Here is a 22,310-nt window from a genome sequence, read left to right on the forward strand (position 1 = left end):
ACTCTAATACAGAACGTTTTAGTTCGGTAATAATACTTTATCAATAACATGGATTACACCGTTTGATGTTTCGATATCGGGTGTCACGACATTTGATGAATTAACTCGAACAGGGTTTAGTGAAATTCTCACCGTTTGCTCGGTTGCGGTTTTAATATGTGCTCCGTCTTGTAAGTCTTCAGACATTACTTTTTCTGGTACGACATGGTATAAGAGAATGTCCTTCAAATCGTCTCGTGCTAACAAATCTTCGGCTGTTATGTCTAAATCCTTTAATAGTTTTTCAAAAGCGTCATCTGTTGGAGCAAAAACGGTAAAAGGACCTTCACCTTTTAGTGTATCAACCAACTCAGCTTTTTCTAAAGCAGCGACCAAAGTGTTAAAGGTACCAGCTTCTTTCGCTGTTTCTAAAATGTCTTTCCCGTTATCAGAGTTCTCTGCGGCTAATACACCATTAGCCAATGATAAAATCATCATCATGACAACTGACATCAACACCAATTTCTTCTTTACCATAGTTAAGCCTCCTGTTATTCACTTTTTAAAATGTGCCAAAAATAAGATAAATGCGCTCTCATGTACGATTGTTGCGCGTTCCACCTCCAAGATCAATCTAAAAGGTAGTATTCGATTCAATGACCTTTTTATTCCAATTAACAGGTAAACAGCAAAATAAAACGCTTGGATGTGAACGCTCTCCAAACGTTTTTGCTATATGATTTCTTAAAAATCTTAAAAATAATAGACACCTTCCGCATGAGCGGTGAACTATCATTGACCGAGCATTGTTTAGATGAAAAATAGATAACACGGTACAATATAGGATTCATGAAATAAAAAGAAGATTAAAACGATCGTACTGTACTGACTATGAGCACGTGAGAAGTCAAAAGGAACGTTGGAAGGAGTAATAAATGGGTGGTAATAGAATTCAAAAATAAAATTCGTTTTGACTAACCTAGTTCATATAATAGCAATCTGCAAACAAATTACGGTTGTATGGTGACAGGTGTTCCGATGGGGACAATGCTAGCTAATTCCTCGACATCTTGATTGTACATACGAATACAACCTCTAGAGACAGCCTGGCCGATGGAACTAGGATCATTTGTTCCATGAATTCCATAGTGTTGTTTCGACAAGCTCATCCACATTGTCCCAAATGGTCCACCAGGATTCGGAGCTTTATTAATAATAATGAAGTTGCCGATCGGTGTTTCATGTAGAATTCTTCCAACCGCAATTGGATATTGTTTTTGTATAGCGTTATCCTTTCGTAACGTTAACGAGCGGTTGTCAACAGACACATCAATCCTATATGGAATGGTATCAGGGGACGGAAGCCCTGGGATCACAATAGATTGACCAGGAAGAATTACGTTGGGGTTTATAGATGGGTTAACATGAATGATGTCCTGTAGTGATGTTCGATAATCAATGGATATTTGAGTGAGTGTTTCACCGGGTTTAACGATATGAATCATCTTTCACACCTCCGCAATGTTGGGACTTATCTTATTCTATGTTATGGCATCAAACATTTTGACCTATGAATCTGATCATCTGGGTTGGTTGTAACAGTTAGGGTGTGCCGCTTATTTTCAACAAAGCATTCACTCAATAATAAAGGGACATTCTTTTAGTGGGAACTTTTCGCTTTGTGAGACGTACATATTAATAGAATAAAATGGAAGGGAATGTTGTCGATGTGATGACCTTTCCTAAAGAGTGTATTCTTCTTAAGTAAAATCGTCAAAATCTAGAAGCTTAAATTAATATTTATAAGAGTAGGGAGAGATGATAGATGAAATATTGGGAAATCACACATCATATGCAAACGATTCGAGTGGAGAACAGATGGAATTCGGAACGGTTATATGTGAATGGAGAATTACAGGATGAACGAATGGGTGTGAGATCGGAATCTCGGCTTTACGGGAGGATTTATAATCAAAATCAGGAAGTAGAACCTATTAAAGTATCGATTGGGACGTATGTTTTTAGGTTACATTGCTTGGTTTTTATTAACGATCGTTTAGTGTTTTCAAGTGTAGAGCATTCATAGGGTCAGTTTTTATGTAGATATAATAATGCGAGTTTAGACTTTTTTAAACACAAAAGGGAACTCTACTAAATGAGAAGTTCCCTTTTTAAAGGTTTATTGAACGGATGAAGCAACCTTGTTTAAATTTTCAAGAATGTCCTCTTTACTTCCACCACAATAAAATGCAGTTACTAAATCGTAGCATGTATCCTTATTTATTAAATAGCAACGGTGCGACCCCATATCGTAAACAAAGTGGCTTTGCGCGTTACCATGGATCCGTCAAATATTTTATAATGTGCAAGATCAAATAATTCGCGAGCGCCATTTTTGGCTAACTCAAGAAACTCTTCTCTCGAGATTTCTCTTAACGCGTTAAGTCCTGCTAATTTATTCATCTTAAACCCTCCAGTTGTCTTTGTTTTATCGTTTTCTTGCATTTAGTTTTTCTGTTTTATACTTTAACATAATTTCATTTTTAGGTACACTACTTTTTAATAATTATTTTAAGGTTATAGTGATTATATTTAAAGGTGAATCTTCCATCTCGGCATGTTACCATCTTGATTACTAGGATCAGTCATGAAACGAATAAGAATGAAGGCGCCACTCTCTTGATACAATGGTTGTGCAATCGGACTAAGGATATGATGGTTTAAGCCTACTTTAATTAATTATATTATTGGAGTTATACAATATTCTAATTGTTGAAAGGAAATGGGCTGAAAAGAGCGATCTGAGCTAGTTATTTGGTATATCGTTCTCAATCATATGAATTAAATGAAAAAAGGGTCGGGAAGATAGCTTACATAATATAGGCTTCCATCTCATTTTTATTTAACCCAGTAGATGAAGTAGTATAATAAAGTTAACGTACACAAATAGACTAGTGAAAGGAATGTATGAAAAATGGAAACCATTAAAGTCTTACCTGATGAACTGAAGGGGAAAACCGTTGAAGACATGGCTATCACAAAGAGTGCTGTCGTGATTAAATTTACCGATGGTACGTTTTTCGACATCTATCTTGATAAAACTGCACAATCATTAAAAACATCAGCTAATAAATTGGATGAGTAAAAATAGGGTCAGTCTAATGAAAATAGAAAAGTAATAGGACTAGACTAACAATCGAATTATGTAAAACAATGCGTTCCTGATTTAGATTAGGAGCGCTTTTTGTTTGAAGTTTTCTTCGTAACAATTTGGTTTTTTATTTTCTCTTAGCAGTTCCCCTTATCTTAGGTTAAATTACAATCATGATATATTATTAATCATTAAATATTTATTGATAATCGATAAAATGTATATTAAGATCTACATGAAAGATTAATTAGTGAGGTGCTATGATGAAACCAAAATTTAAGGAAATAGCTGAGCAAGGAAAAACACTCATGTTAAAGGTAGCGATTTTTTTAATTGGCTTTACGGTAGTTGGATTATGTGCTTTTTGGTTGCCTTGGATAGGAAATGTATTGCATGAAATGTATCCAGAGTTTGGTTATGTTAAGTATCCTCTATTAATCGGCATATACATTACGACTATTCCGTTTTTCGTTGCTTTATATAGTGGGTTAAAACTGTTGAGCAACATTGACAGAAACGAAGCTTTCTCAGAATCATCTGTAGAATCATTAAAATATATAACCATATGTGCAAGTACAATCACTCTCTTATATGTGTTCGGCATCATCATTCTTATTACGGTTAATGCAGGTAACCCAGGAATTTTACTTTTAGGAGCAGTAATTACGTTTGCTTCAATTGTTATTGCTGTTTTTGCAGCGGTTCTTCAGAGATTATTTAAAAGTGCCATGGCTCTAAAAACAGAAAATGACTTAACGGTTTGAGGTGAAAGAAATGGCAATTATCATCAATATTGATGTTATGTTAGCGAAAAGAAAAATGAGTGTAACAGAGCTATCTGAAAGAGTTGGAATTACAATGGCTAATCTATCTATTTTAAAAAATGGAAAAGCAAAAGCCATTCGATTTTCAACGTTAGAAGCAATTTGCAAAGCTTTGGATTGTCAGCCTGGTGATCTGATTGAATATCGGAACGAAGATAATGATTAACCGAAGAACTTTTTTACGAAGAGCAACTTCTGTTGAACGCTATGGGAAGAGGGACTAAAATGATACTACTGTTCATCGTGCTACTTCTGGCTCTGCCTATTTTTAGTCTATTTCTTTATCAATATACGAAACGTACAGCTGTATTCGTTGCCTCATTCCCTTTAGTTCTTTTGATTGGTTGGTGGGTAGTAGCCACGAACCATTACTTCGTCCCTTCGACTAACTTACAGAAAGAATCAATTGGCGATTATGCGTTACAAGACACACGAACATCGGAATTTTTCCATAAGGTTGGTTCGTTTGAAAAAAGGGAAAAGGCTGATGGCTATACTTATATGTATGATGACTTTTTTCTAAGTACAAACAAAGAAAATAAAATTGTTTCATTGTCAGTTGGTTCGTTACCAATTGAAACGTCTTCTGGACTACAAGTAGGGGACTCGTTAGAAAAAGCTAAACGCATTTATGGGGATCACTTTTACACATACAGAGAAATGGGGTTGGGGAAAGCCGTGGTTTATGTTGATCGAAAAAATAGACACTTGCTTACTATATGGACCAAGGATGAACAATCTGTCGCGAACATCTGGTTATCGATGTATTAGGATTGTTCGAACATTCTATTAAGACTAGTTGATTTGTCGTGCATCACATGAATACGAGTGGTATAATGTTGGAAACTATTTACAAAATGCGATGATGAGAAGAGTAAATAAAATGTTTCTATACAGAGAGCTCCGCAAGCTGAAATGGAGCAAGAATCGTTTTGTTGAACCAAGTCTTTGAGTAGTACATCGGAACCTACAGTAGGGGGTGGTGTAACGGGCGCTCCCGTTATAGAGCTAAGGTATAAGCATATTCATGTCGTACCTGATAAGGTTAGTATGGAAACATATTAATGAACTGGGGTGGCACCACGATTTTAAACTCGTCCTCAAGACACTAAGTCTTGGGGGTGAGTTTTTTTAGTTGAAACATGATTTAGGAGTGAACGAAATGAACATAAACAAGATATTAAAATCGTGGAAATATCCATTTATTTTGTTGGCTGGAATAGGCATTTCGAATGTTGGAGCTTGGGTTTATTTACTAGCATTAAATTTGATTGTCTTTGAGCAGACAGGATCCCCTCTTGCTGTAGCAGGGCTGTATATTCTTATTCCACTAGCTACAATCGTAACAAACTTTTGGTCTGGGAGCTTAATTGATCGATTAAATAAAAGAAGCTTAATGGTTGTTCTAGATTTGTTTCGAGCTCTATGTATTTTTTCTTTACCATGGGTGCTGGATGCTTCAATCTGGTTGCTTTACATGATCGTTTTTTTGATTAATATGGCTACCTCCATGTTTAATCCAACATCGATGTCCTATATAACGAGATTAATACCAGCTGAACAAAGAAAGAGGTTCAACTCACTTCGAAGCTTAATGGATTCAGGTGCGTTTCTAATTGGACCAGCGATTGCAGGAGTTCTTTTTATGATGGGGGACCCAGTTTTAGCTATTTTAATCAATGCAGGTGCGTTATTTCTCTCAGGGATAATAACCCTTCTTATGCCTAATTTGGAAAAACAAACGTCTTCTATCGGAAGAGAGGAATGGTCGTGGCGGCTAATTAGAAGCGATTTCAACACGGTTATGGCATTTAGCGTAATCATGTGTACGTCATGATTATTTATTTGTTATTTAGTTCCGTTATCGTCATGACAGCAGCTGTCGATTCTTTAGAAGCCGCATTTGCTAAGGAAGTTTTGAATTTATCTGATAGTGACTATGGTTTTTTAGTTAGCGTTGCGGGTGCAGGGATTATAATAGGAGCGATTTTGAACACGTTTGTAGTGAAAAAAATAGCTATCTCTATTTTAATGGGAATTGGCTCTGTCTTTGTCTCAATTGGTTATCTCGTTTATGCCTTCTCAGAAACGTTTCTTTTGGCAGCTGTTGGCTTTTTTATTCTTGCCTTTTTTCTAGCATTTGCCAATACGGGCTTTCATACGTTTTACCAAAACACGATTCCGATTGAGGTAATGGGAAGAATGATTAGTTTGTATGGGGTCGTTCAATCATTCTTTGTATTACTAACAACGATTATGATGGGGATTGTAGCACAGATGATTTCGATTCAAACAGTTGTCATTGCAGGTGCTTTTGTGATGCTATTGATAGCTGTTCTATTAAGTTGTGTTGCTTTATTACCTTTAAAAAGAAAATACGAGCAATCACCTCATGTTGATGAAATGAAAGTGAATTAGGTTAGGGAGATTTTTTTGAATGTGTGGTAAATAATCCCTTTTCCTGTGGTACACTTAATTCTATTGATCTTGTTATCGTTAGGAGAGATGTGAGATCAGAAACGCACTTATTTTCTCGACTGTAATGATGGCTATTTTGTTTGTTTCTGCTTGCGGAGGTAGGGAAGAAGTAAGCTTAAAAGATGAGTTAAATCCCCTGAATGATCAGTTCTTTATTGAAAAGCATGAAAGTTATGTTGAGATGTTAATAGAAGATCAAGGGTTTTCAATGGAAGAGGCAAACGAGGAAGCATATAGGATTCAACTAAATGAAGTCGCTATTGTGAATCGAGCTATGGAACTAGGAATGGATGTTTCCGAAGAAGAAGCACTCAACGTTGCTCAAGAAATGAGACAGTACTTGGTCGAGAATTCGAATGAAACTGAAGAGGCTTCGGCTCATACGAAAGCAATAATAAAGCAATTGGGCATCTCAGAAGATCAATATTGGAATGAATACGTCATTACTTCATATAAGCAAATGTTAATGAGAGAGCAAGTCATGGAGTATGAAAGACAAGAGAACCCAAGTAAATCATGGAATGAACGACAAGAAGAACTGATAGACGAATTTAAAAGAAACGAAGCAACTCAAATACAGGAGTTTAAAAGGCAAGTCGGATTATAGATAAATATGAAAATGGTGGAGTGGTCATTATGGAGAGAGTTGATGTCGCATATGCACTGTTGTTTGACGAAAGAGAAAATAAGGTTTTAATGGTATTAAATAAAAATGAGAGATGGTCTTTACCGGGCGGCGGAGTTGAAAAAGGTGAAACCTTACGAGAGGCAGCTGTTCGCGAGGCGAAGGAAGAAACAGGTTATGATATTACGGTTGGTCATATTGCCATGTTAAACGAAGCTTTTATGAATAACCGTCATATTCATTTTATTACGTTTTATGCGGAAGTGGTAAAACAACCTAAGACCATTCCACAAGAAGAAAATATCGTAAAAGTAGAGTGGAAAAATTTATCAGAAGCAGACCGCCTAATGCCATATTATCCAAAGGGAATTTCAGCGCTTGTGAGTCAAGAAGGTGCACCATATACATTGCAGGACTAGAAAGTAGAATTTGGAGTCTATGGGGTATTAAATCGTGTTGAACTTGCTGTATTCGTAGTTTGAAGTTATATGAAATTTACAAAAGAGGGAAACCAATGACCGAAGAGTATTTCAATGAAATGAAACGTACAAAGAAAAAAGTACGTACAGTATTTCTTTCGTTTGCCATGTTGTTTATATTAGGGATCGGATACGGAATTTATTGGGCTTTTTTTGATATGAGTCGATTGCCGACAGGAGAGTTTCTCACAGAAGAGCGTTCCCCAGATGGGGCTTATACTGTACGAGCTTTTGTCTCTCATGGCCATGCAACCGTAGCTGATAGTATAAGAGGAGAACTTGTAATTCATAACCAAAATGACAAAACGAAAACAATCTATTGGAATTACCGTGAAGATTTGGCAACGATTGAATGGATTGATAACGATACGGTTAGCATTAACAACTATATCCTTGATGTCCCTCATGATAAATATGACTTTAGGAATCCGTAATGAATGGTGGAGTTGCTGTAGCAGCTCTTTTTTTTCGGGAAAAAAGGTGAATTTTTTTTGGGAGAGGGAACGCATTCGAAATCTTTACAGTCTAATAGGTGAAAGGAGGCTAAGAGCTTGAAAAAACTGAAATCATTATTTAGTAGGTCGAAACAACCATCATTTGAAACATTAATCAAAGGTGAGCAAGAAAAGCTGTACAAGATCGCCTATACTTATGTGCGAAACGAGCAAGATGCATTAGATGTAGTGCAGGATGCCATTATCAAGGGTTATAACCATTTTGATAAATTAAAGAATCTCGACTATTTCTCAACATGGATGACTAGGATTTTAATTAATACTGCATTGGATGCAGTTAAGCGAAAAAAAGATGTTGTTTATCTTGATCAAGATAGGTTTGACGATAAAGTAACAAAAGATCCTCCATTCACACAACAAATTGATCTTCTTGAAGAGCTTAATCACTTAAAGCCTGAGCAAAAGACTTTGGTCATACTCCGCTTTTATTATGGATATTCCATAAAAGAATTAGCCGAACTATTAAAAAAGCCAGAAGGAACGATTAAATCACAGCTTCATCGAACACTTAATGAATTGAAAAAAAAATTAGGTGAAGGGGGAGAGCAGTATGGAAAAGCTTGGTCAAAGTATTAAAAAATCGATAGATGACATTTCAGTTCCGAAAGAGAAACTTGATCGTGCTGTAAATGAGGCTTTTGCTAGTACGAGAAAAAGGCAGATACAGAAAAATCAGCGCGTGTTAATGGGGATAGCCTCTTTATTCATGATTGGTTTAGTTACTCTTTTGTTTGCAACGGTCTTTTTACCATTAGGGGAAAGGCAATCAATGAGTAGCAACAACGATCCTATTTTTATGATTGATGACGAAAGGTTGCAAAAAGTGGCGGAAGAAGGACGTTTTCAAGAACTTGAGAAGTTCATAGAGAATGAGGATGTTATTTTCGCAATTGAAGAGGCTTACTATGACAGTGGATTAGTTGCTTTAACTTATAAAGTTAAAGTCAATACGGATTTACTAAGGAACGATCAAGTTATTGAGCTAGATTCAATGGGAGTTCTGATTGATGATGAACCACAATTCTTTTTTCCAAAGCCGTTTCGATTCACTCAGAACCAACCAGTCTATGAAGATGTCTTAATCATAGAAAATTTAAAAGATGCTCCCGACCAGCTCTCCATTGATGTTTTCATTCCAGAGATTAGACAGAATAAGATTGGGGTTGGGGAAGAAGTTCTTTCGATTGTAGTGGAAAAAGATACTGAAGAAACGGTTACAGATTTCTATGTTACAAAAGAGCTAGCTGAAGATCAATTAATTGAAGTCGGACCAGTTCAGTATACTCCTTCACAAGTATTACTCCATACGAAACTGAGAGTACCAAAAGAACTGTCTTTCGGTTCAAAACCGAGCATTGGAGTCTATGTGATTGGAAAAGAGGAGAACGGCAGAGTCCAACATTCACCTCGATTATTAGGTTATCAAGCTGAGCCTAATTATCATGATATTTCTTATAAATATTCATCATTTAAAGGTGACGTTCAATTTAGTAGAGAACATTTTGCGGATCAGTTTACAGTCGTTCCATATGTACATGCTAGCGATGAGGAGTGGGTTATTCATACTGAACTTAAGGAAGGGTCAACTCTTTCTTTAACCGAATATCCAATGAATGTTGTAGCTATAACGGATTCAGATCCTCACACAATTGTCACGATCCAAATGGATAAAGAAAATTCGTATTTTCCATTTCATTTAATCACAGCCTATCGTTCTAAAAGTGATCAACATTATCGGCCACTCTATTTTGAGAAACTAGATAATGGATTCGTAGAAATCGTGTATCCTCAAATAGAACACAAAACAGGTACGGTGTTAACGGTAGAGAACTTTAGGATTTTCGAGGAATTAGCCACTGAGGTAGAGCTTAACTAGAGTTGATATCTTGAATGCTGCCCTTTTTCAGAAGAGAAGAAAGAAAAAGGGAACGCAAATGGAAGAATGCTGCTCTTTTTCGGAAGAGAGGAAAGAAAAAGGGAACACAAATGGAGGAATGCTGCCCTTTTTCAGAAGAGAAGAAAGAAAAAGGGAACGCAAGCAAAGGAATGGTTCCCTTTTACAGCAGAAAAAAGAGAAAGGAAATCATAGCCCTTTCTTCTAGGTCTCATCTAATTAGGAATAAACTTTTGTCCTCTCTTACTCAATTACTTCCACTTCATACGCTGCAGTTTGCGGTGGAAGTGACCGAGTCATCGCTTTTGAATGGAGTATGGTGATCATTTGTTCTTCTTGTAGTTCGGTTAAGTTAATGGCAGTGCATTAGATGTTATCTTTGTCTCTTTCGTTATATTTAACGCGATCAATTCATGGTGGTTGTGAACAGATGGTTGAACAAGAACCCTATTTCCTTCTGAATTCACTTCTACGACCATTGCCTGGTCAATTTTAACACCGTCAACTGGTACTTCCTTGGCGGTTGTTTCAATAGGAACAACATCTCGCTTATTAGGCTCCATAGCGATTGCGCCATTGATAGCTCCCATAATAAGACAAGTGAAAAATCCTGTAATTACAATTCGTTTAAACACGTCAAAAACTCCTCCGGCTAAAATGGATTGTACGTTCTTAGTATGAAACGTATATGAGATAGTGAACGTTTCATTTTTTTAGATTGTACTAGTTAACACTTTCCCACAAAAGGTAACATGATAGAGAACTTTTATAATATACTCCATTATTTGGATAATTATGTTAAAATCTAAAAGGAAATATGACCTCACTGGTTTTGTTGAGAGGAGATAACTAATTGGAAGAAAACAGAAAAAGAAATTATTCCATAATGGTTGTAGGTGCAATTGGCACAGTTATGATATTAATAGGGGCGTTGCAATTTTTTGAGATGGATAACATGGATGGATTCATGACTACGCTTATTGGCTTTTTGTTAACCATTAGTTACATCAATTATTTAGAGTCAAAAGCGGGTGTTGGTAAAAGAGTAATTGTAATTAGAATTATTTTTTCTATTGTACTGCTTACGATCGTAACGTTGATCTTTTTTTAGTTTGCTTGGACGGGAACAAAAGAAGTTCATTTAATACATATATGGTTATTTAAAGGAGAGTTTTATGAAAGAACTAGAAATCGAGAGGAATACGGATCGTTCACGTATCCTTTTCCTTTTATTGTCGATTGTATCGGCGCTCTTATATGTTCAAAGTGAAGGCTCTACTCTTTTTTGGATTCTGGCATTAGTTCTTATAGGAACTTCAAAAATTGAGAAGGCTGAACATCATTTGTTACGAGTCGCTGGAGTGGCTACATATGTAATTTACTTTTTATGGATTGGCTATAAAGGATTCGAATGGCTGTTTACAAACTTTATCAGATAATTGTTGTGTCATCAATTGGATGAGCTTGGAGGGGATCATGATTGAACTATGTTTTTATGATGGTTATTTTGTTTCTAAGCGCATACAACCTTTACATCAAAAAAAATAAAGAAGCCTGGGAGGAAGTGCGTAAAGAAATACATTTTCCTTCTATTAAAAGTTCCATCCAGTTTCTTTTTTTTGGTGCTATCAATTCTTTTTTTGGAGCCTATATTTTTGGAATTGAGTGGCTGTATTGGATCACTCTTTATTCTGTGTTAGGGCTTGTCATTTGCTATGAAACGGTCAGTAGTAAAAAAGAAGAAAAATCGTTTTTGTCGTCGTGATACTTATATTGTTTTCCATTTTTAGAGTTCCGACTAATCCAGCTTCATTTGATCATTTTGTAAATTCAAAGGAATCGTATCAATGTTTATCTAGCTGGCAATGTGTGAAGATCGTTGAACATGTAACACCTGAAGATATGTTGGAGATTGTACCAGAAGTCGTTCAAGTACAGGAGAGACGCTTTAATTGGTTTCTTTTTTATTCAAAAGGGCTCCTCAAACTGGAGGACGAAAAAGGAGATGTAGAAGAATTGAGAGGGTTAAATGTAGCGGGGTTTTGGTTTGAGTATTAAGTGGAATTTACAGACATAAAAGCAGAGATCAGGAAAACTCGTGATCTCTGCTTTTTCCTTTATTAATCTAATTTCGCTCCATTGGATTCAATTACATTTTGGTACCAGTAGAATGACTTTTTCTTTCTGCGTTCAAGGGTACCGCTGCCGTCATCGTGTTTGTCTACATAAATTAGGCCGTAACGTTTCGACATTTCGCCGGTTGACATACTTACTAAGTCAATACAACCCCAAGCAGTGTAGCCCATCACTTCGACGCCATCTTCAATTGATTCTCCGATTGCTTTAATATGTTCGCGCAAGTAATTGATGCGATAATCATCATTGATGCTACCGTCTTCTTCAACTGTGTCGTATGCGCCAAGTCCGTTTTCAACAATGAAGAGCGGAACACGGTAACGGTCATACAGTTGATTTAAGCCAATTCGTAAACCAGTTGGGTCAATTTCCCAGCCCCAATCACTCGCTTCAAGATGTGGGTTTTTTACACCCGCGATCAGATTTCCTGATGCTTTCTCTTCTGCAGTAAGCTCTTTCTTTTCAGTACGAGACATATAGTAGCTTAATGAAATAAAGTCTACAGGGTATTTCTTAAGCGTGTCTAAATCTCCTTCTTCCATCTCGATAGAAATGCCATTTTCTTTAAAGAAACGTTTAGAGAAAGCTGGATATTCTCCACGAACATGAACATCTCCACAAATAAAGTTGAATACTTGTTCTTCTTTCATTGCATGTAGAACATTTTGTGGGTTGCAATCGTACGAGTAAACAGGCATATAAATTAACATACAACCAATTTGTGAGCCAGGAATGATTTCATGGCAAGCTTTTACAGCTAAACTACTTGCAACAAATTGATGATGTAACCCTTGGAAGCTTTCTTGTAAGCGAACATCTTCTGTTGCAGGGGAGAAGCCAAGGCTCATAATTGGAAGATGAGTCGCTCCATTGATTTCATTAAATGTTAACCAGTACTTTACTTTTTCTTTGTAGCGATTGAATAATGTTGTTGCGTAACGCTCGAAGAAAGTGATGACTTCACGATTTCTCCAGCCACCGTACTCAGTAATTAAATACAAAGGCATTTCATAGTGTGAGATCGTGACAACTGGTTCAATCTTATGTTTTAAACATTCATCGAACACTCTGTCGTAAAAGGCTAGGCCGTCCTCATTTGGTTCCAATTCGTCTCCTTTAGGGAAAATTCGAGACCAAGCGATTGACATCCGGTATGTTTTAAAGCCCATTTCAGCAAATAGGGCGATATCCTCTGCATAACGGTGGTAGAAGTCGATTCCATCGTGGTTCGGATACGTATGTTTATCATGGTCAATTTTAAAATCGAAACCAGGTTTTGAGATAACATTTAAACGGACTTTTCCTCCAGGCATCACATCAGCTAGGTTCATTCCCTTGCCGCCTTCAAGATAGGCACCTTCTAATTGGTTGGCTGCTGTAGCGCCACCCCATAAAAATCCTTCTGGAAATTGATAATTTGTCATGTGAAAACCTCCAAGTAAAATATTTGATAGTGAATCTTTGTCACAAAATGCAAATAAAAAAACCTAAACCACGTAAGAGGGACATACGAATTCCTCATGCATACGTGATTTAGGTTTTGCCTGTGTGAACAGTTACAATCCTAAAAGGGTTGTTTTGTTAAGTTGCGATAACTATAACATGATTTTTTTTTAGTGGTCAAGGATTTTGTAACCGTTGTATTTCTGTAGGTTAAGATACTTTCTTAGGGAAGCCACCTTTTAGTGCTTTCTCAATCGCAAAGGCTACCCCGTCGTTCGAATTAGTTTTTGTCGTGAAATCACATAGATTTTTGATAACAGGATCAGCATTTTCCATTGCAACACTATACCCAGCTACTTCGAGCATAGAATAATCATTAAGATTATCACCGAGTGCCATTACATCCTTAAGTTCAATCCCTAATCTGTCTGTATAAAAGGCAAGGGCGACTCCTTTATTAGCATCCCTATGATTGAATTCTAGATTTAGATGACCAGATGAGGTAATAGTAAGGTCATGTTCATTTGTTAACTGTTCACGAATTCTTTGTAGAGATTCATCTTCTAGTGAGAAAGCAAGGAACTTGTAAACGTCAATGTTGTCATTATTGAAAAGTTGATCAAAATCATCAATGGTTTGTATCTTTTCATCTTGAAAACGTTGCTGAATTCGCTCCTTAATCTCGTCTGTTCCGACGTTTGGATAGTGCGATTTCATCATATTCACCAATACATGAATAAAATGATCACGGTTAATGGAGTAACCTCCAGCACTCGTGAATATTTCAAAGTAACTATGTTCACTCGTACAAGCGAGTTCGATTTTTTTGCATGATTCTCTCTCTAAAGGAATACTACGAATGATCTCACCATTTTGCAAATAGATGAGAGAGCCATTTACACAAATGATTGGACATGATAATCCCGCTTTTTGTAAAGGTTTTGATGCTGCCTCATAAGATCGACCTGTTGCAATGACAACCTCGATACCTAATTGTTGTGCTTTGAGTATGGCCTGAATGTTTTCAGGACTAATTTCGTTGTTCTCGTTTAATAATGTTCCATCCATATCTGTTGCAATTAATTTCATAGGTTTCTCCTCTCCATCACTCTGTTTCTATCATACTCATAAACAAGATCTAAAAAACAGGAAATTTTTTTGAAGATCTGTTGACAATCTATTTAATCCCATGATATAAAATGAGTAAGCGATTTCAATTAAATATTTTTTCTTAGACGGATTGTTACTGTTCGGCAGGCAAAACCTAAGTTTGTTTCGGAATCTCGTTATTGGTATTCTGTATACAAGGTTGGGTTTTTTTTGTACCCATTTTTACAGAAGACCGAAACAAAACAGAAGTAGGGCGGGTTTGAAGATGAAGATTAAAAAAGTGTTTAACAATAATGTCGTAATAGCAAATAACGAAAAAGACCAAGAAGTGGTTGTAATGGGGAGAGGGCTTGCCTTTCAAAAAAAAGCTGGAGAGCCAATCGATACTTCTAAGATCGAGAAAACCTTTGTTTTAGAAAAACATGGTGTTTCGGATAAGTTAGCTAAGCTATTAAACGATACTTCTGAAAGATATTTAAATATATCGTCTAAGATTTTAGATTATGCCAAATCGCGACTGCCTTACAAGTTAGATGATCATCTATATGTAGCTTTAACAGACCATATTAGTTTTGCTATTAGCAGACATGAGCAGGGGATTGCTTTAAAAAACCCTCTTCTATGGGAAATAAGAAAACATTATAAACTTGAATTTCAAGTAGCATTGAAAGCACTAGCCATTATTCAAGAAGAAACGGGGATTTTGTTTGGTGAAGATGAGGCAGCGTCCATTGCGCTTCATTTAGTCAATAGCCAACTATCCGGTGAAAATATGGCGGAAGCCGTACAAGTAACAGAAATGGTGAACAATATACTAAACATTGTAAAGTACCATTTCGGCATGGAATTAGATGAAAGCTCCATTAACTATGAACGCTTTCTGACTCACCTTCGCTTCTTTGCGATGAGGTTTGTCCGTAAAGAAAAAGTGGAGGAATCTGAAGACCATTTCCTCTATGAACAGTTGAATAAAAAATACCCAGAAGCCTTCCGGTGTAGTGAAAAAATTAAAGTATACCTAGAAAAGAGCTATAACTGGGAGATTTCGAAGGATGAAATCATCTATTTGACGCTTCACATTTATCGCGTCACACAGCGTTACCAACAGAGCTGAGCATGAGTAAAAAAAGTTCAAAAAGCAACAGCACTCTTACTTTTTTTGAGAAAGATAGAAGTCAAAACTTAATATTTCTACCATGGAATGTTACCTTAAGTGGGCTTAACCTGGTCTGATGAGAAGCACAAATGATATCTCTGTGCGCTCGATCGGATCAGGTTTTTTATTGGAAAAAAAGACGAAAGATAATGAGAAAGCGGGGGTTAGTCATGAAATACGAGCAATTAGCCAAAACCATTATTGAAAGAGTTGGCGGAAAAGAAAATGTGAAAAGTGTTGTTCACTGTATTACAAGATTACGTTTTAAATTAAAAGATGAAAGCAAAGCGCAAACAGAAGCGTTAAAAGAGATGGATGATGTGGTAACCGTTATGAAAAGCGGTGGTCAGTATCAAGTTGTCATTGGGAATCATGTTCCAGATGTGTATAAAGAGGTTGTCGCTGTCGGTGGGTTTGCGGATCAATCACAGCAAAGTGGAGAAGAGGAAAAAGAAGAGAAAGGTAGTCTCTTAAGTCGCTTTATCGATATCATCGCAAGCATCTTTACACCAATTTTAGGTGTGTTAGCTGCTACTGGGATGATTAAAGGATTTACTGCCTTATTTTTAGCGATTGGATGGCTTGATGCAAGTGATGGTACGTATCAAATCCTCAATATTGTTGGAGATTCTTTGTTTCATTTCTTACCGATCTTCTTAGGTTACACGGCCATGAAGAAGTTTGGTGGATCACCATTTATCGGGATTACGATTGGTGCGGCATTAGTGTATCCAGCAGTTGATACATTAATGACAGGAGATCCGCTTTACGTATTATTTGCAGGAACGATGTTTGAATCGCCTATTTATGTAACATTTTTGGGGATACCGGTTATTTTAATGAGTTATGCATCTTCCGTTATTCCAGTTATTCTAGCAACCTATTTTGCAGCAAAAATTGAGAACTGGTTTAAGAAAGTTATTCCTGATGTTGTAAAAACATTCTTAGTACCATTTTTTACATTGCTTGTTATTGTCCCATTAACATTTATGATCATTGGACCAATTTCTACATGGGCAGCACGAATTATTGGTCAAGGGACGGTATTTGTTTATGATTTAAGTCCAGTCATTGCAGGTTTATTTATCGGAAGTTTCTGGCAAGTATTAGTTATTTTTGGGTTACATTGGGGCCTTGTACCTGTTGTCATTAACAACTTATCAACATTTGGTGCAGACCCAGTATTAACAATGATGTTTGCTGCTTCGTTTGCACAAATTGGTGCGGTACTTGGTGTTTATTTAAAAACAACGAATAAAAAATTAAAGTCACTTAGTATTCCGGCATTCATTTCAGGTATCTTCGGAGTGACAGAACCTGCCATTTACGGGATTACGCTACCGAAGAAAAAACCATTTATCATCAGTTGTATTGCTGCTGGTATTGGTGGAGGAATCATTGGATTCTTCGGAACACAAACGTATATGATTGGTGGCCTTGGAATCTTCATGATCCCATCCTTTATTGGTCCAAATGGTCTTGATATGACTGTATGGGGTGCTTTAATTGCGATGGTTGTAGCCTTTGTATTAGGTACAGTTTTAACGTATTTATTTGGTGGTGTGAATAAAGAAGAAACGCCACTTGAGAAAGCAGAACGAAAGACGTCTGAAACATCTGTAGATTCAGGAGTAGAAGAAAAAAACGTAAACAGTGAAGTAGAAGCAAAAGGTGAAGTCATTTCCAGTCCATTCGTCGGTCAAGTACTGCCTTTATCAGACATTAAAGATGATGCGTTTTCTACAGAGGCGCTCGGTAAAGGTGTTGCGGTTGTTCCAGCAGAAGGAAAATTAGTAGCTCCTGTGTCGGGTATGGTTTCAGCCTTGTTCCCAACAAAGCATGCAATTGGGATTACTTCTGATAACGGTGCGGAATTGTTAATTCATGTAGGGATGGATACGGTTCAATTACAAGGCAAGTTCTTTGAAGCACTTGTGAAACAAGGAGATCGTGTTGAAAAAGGACAACTTCTGATTGAGTTCGATATTAAGGGAATCCAGGAAGCTGGATACGAGATTTCTACACCTGTAGTTGTCACAAATCCAGATCACTATAACTTGATGACAACGAATGAAAAAGAAGTGAAACATGGTGATAGCTTAATTACATTAATTAAATAATGGTCTAAATGATAGAACCAGAAGGAATACAGGACGATATCTTGGCCTTCCTTCTGGTTTTTCTTTTAATAATGGAAGGAGTTTTATGATGTCTAAAGTGCAATTCCCAGAGAACTTTTTATGGGGCGGTGCGATTGCTGCCAATCAAACAGAAGGTGCGTATTTAGAGGGAGGAAAAGGGTTGACGCTTGTTGACTTATTGCCAACTGGAAAGAAGCGTTGGGATATGATGTTCGGGAAACTAGAACAGTTTACACCGATAGAAGGAGAATTTTACCCTTCTCATGAAGCAATCGACTTTTACCATCGATATAAAGAGGATATCGCTCTTTTTGCGGAGATGGGTTTTAAAGCTCTTCGTGTGTCCATTAGTTGGGCTCGTATTTTTCCATATGGCGACGATGCAGAACCGAATGAAACAGGCTTGCAATTTTACGATGACTTATTTGATGAATTATTGAAGCATAATATTGAGCCCGTTGTCACGATTGCTCATTTTGATGTTCCTGTTTATTTGATTGAGAAATACGGTAGCTGGAGAAACCGCAAGCTTGTTGGTTTTTTTGAGACATACGCAAAAACAATTTTGGAGCGTTACAAAGAGAAAGTGAAATACTGGATGACATTTAACGAAATTAACATGCTTTTACATCTCCCTTTTGTTGGAGCAGGTCTTGTGTTTCAAGAAGGAGAAGATCAGAAGCAGATTAAGTACCAGGCTGCGCATCATCAATTAGTAGCAAGTGCTTTAGCGGTAAAGGCATGTCATGAGATCAACCCAGATGCTAAAATTGGATGTATGCTTGCTGCAGGGATGACGTACCCATTTTCGTGCAACCCAGAAGACGTTATGGATGCGATGGATAAAGACCGTGAATCGTTTTTCTTTATCGACGTACAATCTCGTGGAGCTTATCCAGGATATGCGAAACGCTTCTTTAAAGACCATAACCTGTTGATTGAAATGAATGAGGGGGACGAAGCGTTATTAAAAAAACATACCGTTGATTATATAGGATTTAGCTATTACGCAAGTCGAGCAACGAGTACAGATCCGGAAGTACTTAAAAATCAAACAGCCGGTAACGTATTTGGTTCAATTGAAAACCCGTACTTAGAAAAATCAGAATGGGGATGGACGATTGATCCTAAAGGGTTCCGTATCACAGCTAACCAATTATATGATCGTTATCAAAAACCTTTATTTGTCGTCGAAAATGGATTAGGTGCTATTGATGAAGTGAACGGTGATGGTGAAATAAGGGATGATTACCGAATCGAGTATTTACGGAAACATATCGCCGAAATGGGAGAAGCGATTGAAGATGGGGTCGAAATCATCGGTTATACAAGCTGGGGCCCAATTGATATTGTTAGTGCTTCGACTGGAGAAATGAAGAAACGTTATGGCTACATTTATGTAGATAAAGATAATGAAGGAAATGGCTCTTTGAATCGCACGAAAAAGAAAAGTTTCGATTGGTACAAACAAGTAATCGAATCAAATGGTCAAAAATTAGATTAAAAAAAAGAGGCGTTTGGTTTTTATGAAGCTATGTGAAAGTATTATTCAGTGTTAACATGAAAAAATATTAATCATCTATTTTCAATAAAAGAATCAAGCTAAGAAAACTACTCTAAGATGGAGTAGTTTTTTTCTTGTTTAAGGTTTTCATTTTGAAATAGGTAAAGCATTGTGTGAGGCCGAACTATTATAAAAGAGCTAATAAAAACCAAAAACCATTGTTAAAATAAGGTAAATTCTTCGGAACAGGAGTATAATGAATTCGAGATAACAGTTTGAAGATGGAAGGAGAGGTGAAAACATGACAACGATTGCCGGGCAAGCCAGTCTAGAAAAGAGTCTAACTAAATCGGAAAAGAAGAAAGTCATCTTTTTAATTTGCTCAGTTTTATTGTTTTCTGTCATGAATGGAACGATGTTTATGATTGCAGTGCCTGATATTGCGCTGACGTTCTCGCTTGCTCCCTCACAAGTCAGTTGGGTTGTTACTGGGTACATTGTCATTTATGCGATTGGGGCATTAATGTACGGGAAGTTAGCGGATATTTATCCTTTAAGAACGTTATTAACCATTGGATTAAGTTTTTTTGTTTCTGGTTCTATTTTGGGTTTCTTTGCACCTAGCTTTGGGGTTGTTATTCTTGCTCGGGTTATTCAGGCAGCCGGTGCCTCTTCCATTGTGGCATTAGTTTTTATTGTGCCGACAAGATATTTTCAGGAGGAAAGGGGAAAAGTACTTGGAATTGTCTCAAGTACAATGGCTTTTGCTTCAGGAATTGGACCAGTCATTGGTGGATTTATTGCTGGTGTTCTTAATTGGCAGTTTCTCTTTTTAATCTCTGCATTGGTCATTTTCGCTATTCCGTTTTTTTGGATTTGGATGCCGGAAGAGAAAAAGAAGGAGGGAAAAGTCGATATTTTTGGGGCAGGGCTGATTGCGTTCGCGGTTGCTTCATTAATGCTTTTCATTACAGTGGTTAATTGGTGGTTTCTCGTAAGTAGTATCGGATTTTTTGGGTTGTTTGCCGCAAGAACGCGGACTAGTGAGAATCCATTTATCCGTCCTGATTTATTTCGGAACAGACCATTTAGAACGACGATTCTTGCTGGCTTTTTTGCGATTATGACGATGTTCGGCATGATGTTAATGCTGCCTCTTATGTTAAATGAAGTGAATCATCTTAACACATTACATATCGGGCTTACGATTTTCCCAGCTGCAATGGCGGCTGCTTTTACTGGAAGAATAGCGGGGGTTTTAACCGATAAAAGAGGGAGTAAGCAGGTAGTTATCATTGCATTTGTGTTAATGGTAACTGGTTTTTTCTTGTTATCGACATTTGTTGGCAGCCCGGCTTGGGTCATAGGGTTGGTTGTGATTATAAGTTATATTGCCTTTCCGTTTATTCAAACAGGAACGGCGACGTTAATTTCCACCTCTCTTCCTAAAAATGAAATAGGGGTTGGAATGGGAATTTACAACTTATTTAATTTTATGTCAGGAGCAATTGGTGGAGCTGTTATCGGGAAAATTTTAGATTACGAAAGTGGAGTCCTGCTTAATCCTCTTTCTTTTGCGCAGGACCACGCCATCATGTATAGCAATGTGTTTATTGGTTTGTTGTTGTTGACGGTCGTGAATGGTTTTTGTTTTTATTTAACTTTAAGGAATTCAACTGTTTAAATTAGAAAATCTTTTGAATCAAATGGAGCAAATGTCTGTGACTTCTACTCCATTTGATTATGAAAAAAACTTGCTTCACCAACAACCATTTTCACAAACAGCCTTTGAATTTAGAATTATTTTCTTTTTCTTTGAATAAACCCTCCTTTTTAATAAAAAATAACGATGTGTTTATTAGTAGATAGGAGATGAATAGATGAAAAAGAAAATGATCAAATGGATGTTGGTTTTAGCGCTTATATTATGTTTTCAAATTTCAGATAGCTTAGCTACTCAAGCAAATGAGACGAGCGCTGTAAATGGTGATGTGGAGCAGCAGTTTTGGTGGAAGAAAGACAAGTCTGATAACCCTAAAGAAGACATTCCTGATCTTAGAGGAGGGCCTGAAAATCCAGAACGAGTTCGTCAGGTACCAGTAGATATGAGGATCTTGCAGCAACGCTACCCAGATACATTTATTTTACAAGGCCCTGCTGATCAAAATAGAATCGCTTTAACGTTTGATGATGGTCCAGACCCTCGTTTTACGGAGGAAGTATTGGATGTATTAAATCAATACAATGTTCCAGCTACATTTTTCTTAATGGGATCAAGAGCAGTTGCATTTCCTGAGATTGCTCAGCGAATCAATAATGAAGGTCATGTGATTGGAAATCATACGTACTTCCATCCGAACCTTGTGGAAGAGGGAGATATACCTACATTAGAGAGGGAAGTAGCTAGAACGGAAGACGCTCTGAATGACGTGATTGGGTATCGAACCAGTTTATTTCGGCCACCATACGGTTTTTTGTATAATGAATTGGTAGAAAAACTTGCTGAAATGCAATACTTAATTATTGGCTGGTCTGTCGATTCGTTGGATTGGCAAGAAGATCCGCCAGAAGTGATCGCATCGAATGTATTAGATAACGTTCACCCTGGTGCGGTTATTCTCATGCATGACGGCGCGGATTGGGACGGAGATCGAACGAATACGATTGAATCTCTTCGTCAAATAATTCCGACCTTGCAAGAACAAGGTTACGAATTCGTCACCGTACCGGAATTATTGAATGTTCCGTTTACGAAGTGAGACTCATAAATAGAAGGTCATGTATGTAAAATACGTGACCTTCTTCTTTTGTCTATTGTATAGACAAATATTAACAAAAAAGCTAGGTTCCTGTATGATTAATGAGAAATAGAAAG

General features: G+C 37.0%; 25 protein-coding genes, 1 pseudogene and 1 other annotated feature. Of the genes and pseudogenes, 20 read left to right on the forward strand and 6 right to left on the reverse strand.

The annotated features are described in order from the left end of the window. Positions 1–18: 18 nt before the first annotated feature. The gene (locus JCM9140_RS06770; RefSeq protein WP_034744126.1) at positions 19–516 is read right to left on the reverse strand and encodes a fasciclin domain-containing protein; all 498 of its coding nucleotides are present in this window, start codon (positions 514–516) and stop codon (positions 19–21) included. 473 nt (positions 517–989) lie between these two features. Next, positions 990–1,484 carry a L,D-transpeptidase family protein gene (locus tag JCM9140_RS06775; RefSeq protein WP_034744129.1) on the reverse strand — a complete coding sequence of 165 codons (495 nt, stop codon included), beginning with the start codon at positions 1,482–1,484 and terminating at the stop codon, positions 990–992. A 320-nt stretch (positions 1,485–1,804) separates the two neighbouring features. Here JCM9140_RS06775 and JCM9140_RS06780 point away from each other — a divergent pair, with 320 nt between their 5' ends. Further along, positions 1,805–2,065, forward strand: a complete 261-nt coding sequence (locus JCM9140_RS06780) for a hypothetical protein (RefSeq protein ID WP_034744133.1) — start codon at positions 1,805–1,807, stop codon at positions 2,063–2,065. A 197-nt stretch (positions 2,066–2,262) separates the two neighbouring features. Here the strand turns inward: JCM9140_RS06780 and JCM9140_RS06785 are convergent, their stop codons facing one another. Continuing rightward, complete coding sequence (locus JCM9140_RS06785; RefSeq protein WP_034744136.1) at positions 2,263–2,442, reverse strand: hypothetical protein; 180 nt, start codon at positions 2,440–2,442, stop codon at positions 2,263–2,265. Between the two features lie 511 nt (positions 2,443–2,953). Here JCM9140_RS06785 and JCM9140_RS23660 point away from each other — a divergent pair. The 10 genes and pseudogenes from JCM9140_RS23660 to JCM9140_RS06830 all read left to right on the forward strand — a co-directional run bounded on the left by JCM9140_RS23660 (position 2,954) and on the right by JCM9140_RS06830 (position 9,927). Further along, the gene (locus JCM9140_RS23660) at positions 2,954–3,124 is read left to right on the forward strand and encodes a hypothetical protein (RefSeq protein WP_166485454.1); all 171 of its coding nucleotides are present in this window, start codon (positions 2,954–2,956) and stop codon (positions 3,122–3,124) included. Between the two features lie 269 nt (positions 3,125–3,393). Continuing rightward, on the forward strand, positions 3,394–3,894 hold the full coding sequence (locus tag JCM9140_RS06790; RefSeq protein ID WP_034744138.1) for a DUF2975 domain-containing protein: 501 nt from the start codon (positions 3,394–3,396) through the stop codon (positions 3,892–3,894). Positions 3,895–3,904: 10 nt separating this feature from the next. After that, positions 3,905–4,120 (forward strand): helix-turn-helix domain-containing protein, encoded by a 216-nt coding sequence (locus tag JCM9140_RS06795; RefSeq protein ID WP_034744141.1) that lies wholly within the window; start codon positions 3,905–3,907, stop codon positions 4,118–4,120. 59 nt (positions 4,121–4,179) lie between these two features. Next, entirely contained in the window at positions 4,180–4,725 is a 546-nt protein-coding gene (locus JCM9140_RS06800) for a hypothetical protein (protein ID WP_034744144.1), read from the forward strand. 82 nt (positions 4,726–4,807) lie between these two features. Further along, positions 4,808–5,059, forward strand: a binding site (T-box leader). Positions 5,060–5,122: 63 nt separating this feature from the next. Beyond that, positions 5,123–6,372 (forward strand): annotated as a pseudogene (locus JCM9140_RS06805) (MFS transporter). Between the two features lie 136 nt (positions 6,373–6,508). Beyond that, the gene (locus tag JCM9140_RS06810; protein ID WP_156314823.1) at positions 6,509–7,039 is read left to right on the forward strand and encodes a hypothetical protein; all 531 of its coding nucleotides are present in this window, start codon (positions 6,509–6,511) and stop codon (positions 7,037–7,039) included. Positions 7,040–7,068: 29 nt separating this feature from the next. Further along, entirely contained in the window at positions 7,069–7,476 is a 408-nt protein-coding gene (locus JCM9140_RS06815; RefSeq protein WP_034744147.1) for an NUDIX domain-containing protein, read from the forward strand. Positions 7,477–7,571: 95 nt separating this feature from the next. After that, the gene (locus JCM9140_RS06820; RefSeq protein ID WP_034744150.1) at positions 7,572–7,970 is read left to right on the forward strand and encodes a DUF5412 domain-containing protein; all 399 of its coding nucleotides are present in this window, start codon (positions 7,572–7,574) and stop codon (positions 7,968–7,970) included. A 117-nt stretch (positions 7,971–8,087) separates the two neighbouring features. Then, positions 8,088–8,627, forward strand: coding sequence for a sigma-70 family RNA polymerase sigma factor (locus JCM9140_RS06825; protein WP_052002116.1), 540 nt, complete (start codon positions 8,088–8,090; stop codon positions 8,625–8,627). Then, a complete protein-coding gene (locus tag JCM9140_RS06830) occupies positions 8,602–9,927 on the forward strand; it encodes a DUF4179 domain-containing protein (protein WP_034744153.1) in 1,326 nt (441 codons plus the stop codon). The genes JCM9140_RS06825 and JCM9140_RS06830 overlap by 26 nt, the downstream gene beginning before the upstream one ends. 365 nt (positions 9,928–10,292) lie before the next feature. Here the strand turns inward: JCM9140_RS06830 and JCM9140_RS06840 are convergent, their stop codons facing one another. Next, a complete protein-coding gene (locus tag JCM9140_RS06840; protein WP_034744158.1) occupies positions 10,293–10,580 on the reverse strand; it encodes a hypothetical protein in 288 nt (95 codons plus the stop codon). Positions 10,581–10,798: 218 nt separating this feature from the next. Here JCM9140_RS06840 and JCM9140_RS06845 point away from each other — a divergent pair, with 218 nt between their 5' ends. The 4 genes from JCM9140_RS06845 to JCM9140_RS06860 all read left to right on the forward strand — a co-directional run bounded on the left by JCM9140_RS06845 (position 10,799) and on the right by JCM9140_RS06860 (position 12,003). After that, the gene (locus JCM9140_RS06845) at positions 10,799–11,056 is read left to right on the forward strand and encodes a hypothetical protein (RefSeq protein WP_034744161.1); all 258 of its coding nucleotides are present in this window, start codon (positions 10,799–10,801) and stop codon (positions 11,054–11,056) included. Positions 11,057–11,120: 64 nt separating this feature from the next. Further along, a complete protein-coding gene (locus tag JCM9140_RS06850; protein WP_034744164.1) occupies positions 11,121–11,384 on the forward strand; it encodes a hypothetical protein in 264 nt (87 codons plus the stop codon). A 41-nt stretch (positions 11,385–11,425) separates the two neighbouring features. Further along, positions 11,426–11,710, forward strand: a complete 285-nt coding sequence (locus tag JCM9140_RS06855; protein ID WP_034744167.1) for a hypothetical protein — start codon at positions 11,426–11,428, stop codon at positions 11,708–11,710. A gap of 104 nt (positions 11,711–11,814) precedes the next feature. Then, positions 11,815–12,003, forward strand: coding sequence for a hypothetical protein (locus JCM9140_RS06860; protein WP_034744170.1), 189 nt, complete (start codon positions 11,815–11,817; stop codon positions 12,001–12,003). A gap of 62 nt (positions 12,004–12,065) precedes the next feature. On the opposite strand, the gene JCM9140_RS06865 is transcribed toward JCM9140_RS06860, so the two are convergent. Beyond that, entirely contained in the window at positions 12,066–13,505 is a 1,440-nt protein-coding gene (locus JCM9140_RS06865; RefSeq protein WP_034744174.1) for a glycoside hydrolase family 1 protein, read from the reverse strand. A 229-nt stretch (positions 13,506–13,734) separates the two neighbouring features. Further along, the gene (locus JCM9140_RS06870; RefSeq protein WP_034744177.1) at positions 13,735–14,613 is read right to left on the reverse strand and encodes a Cof-type HAD-IIB family hydrolase; all 879 of its coding nucleotides are present in this window, start codon (positions 14,611–14,613) and stop codon (positions 13,735–13,737) included. 286 nt (positions 14,614–14,899) lie between these two features. On the opposite strand from JCM9140_RS06870, the gene licT reads away from it, so the two are divergent. From licT to JCM9140_RS06895, 5 genes are all read left to right on the forward strand, one after another. Further along, complete coding sequence (licT, locus tag JCM9140_RS06875) at positions 14,900–15,748, forward strand: BglG family transcription antiterminator LicT (protein ID WP_034744180.1); 849 nt, start codon at positions 14,900–14,902, stop codon at positions 15,746–15,748. 212 nt (positions 15,749–15,960) lie between these two features. Continuing rightward, the gene (locus JCM9140_RS06880; RefSeq protein ID WP_034744183.1) at positions 15,961–17,910 is read left to right on the forward strand and encodes a beta-glucoside-specific PTS transporter subunit IIABC; all 1,950 of its coding nucleotides are present in this window, start codon (positions 15,961–15,963) and stop codon (positions 17,908–17,910) included. A gap of 88 nt (positions 17,911–17,998) precedes the next feature. Further along, a complete protein-coding gene (gene ascB / locus JCM9140_RS06885) occupies positions 17,999–19,435 on the forward strand; it encodes a 6-phospho-beta-glucosidase (RefSeq protein ID WP_034744185.1) in 1,437 nt (478 codons plus the stop codon). Positions 19,436–19,736: 301 nt separating this feature from the next. After that, on the forward strand, positions 19,737–21,119 hold the full coding sequence (locus JCM9140_RS06890; protein WP_052002117.1) for an MFS transporter: 1,383 nt from the start codon (positions 19,737–19,739) through the stop codon (positions 21,117–21,119). Between the two features lie 196 nt (positions 21,120–21,315). After that, positions 21,316–22,194, forward strand: a complete 879-nt coding sequence (locus JCM9140_RS06895; RefSeq protein ID WP_034744188.1) for a polysaccharide deacetylase family protein — start codon at positions 21,316–21,318, stop codon at positions 22,192–22,194. The last annotated feature ends 116 nt before the right edge of the window (positions 22,195–22,310 follow it).

It is taken from the genome of Halalkalibacter wakoensis JCM 9140, assembly GCF_000513095.1.
Lineage (GTDB): Bacteria > Bacillota > Bacilli > Bacillales > Bacillaceae_D > Halalkalibacter > Halalkalibacter wakoensis.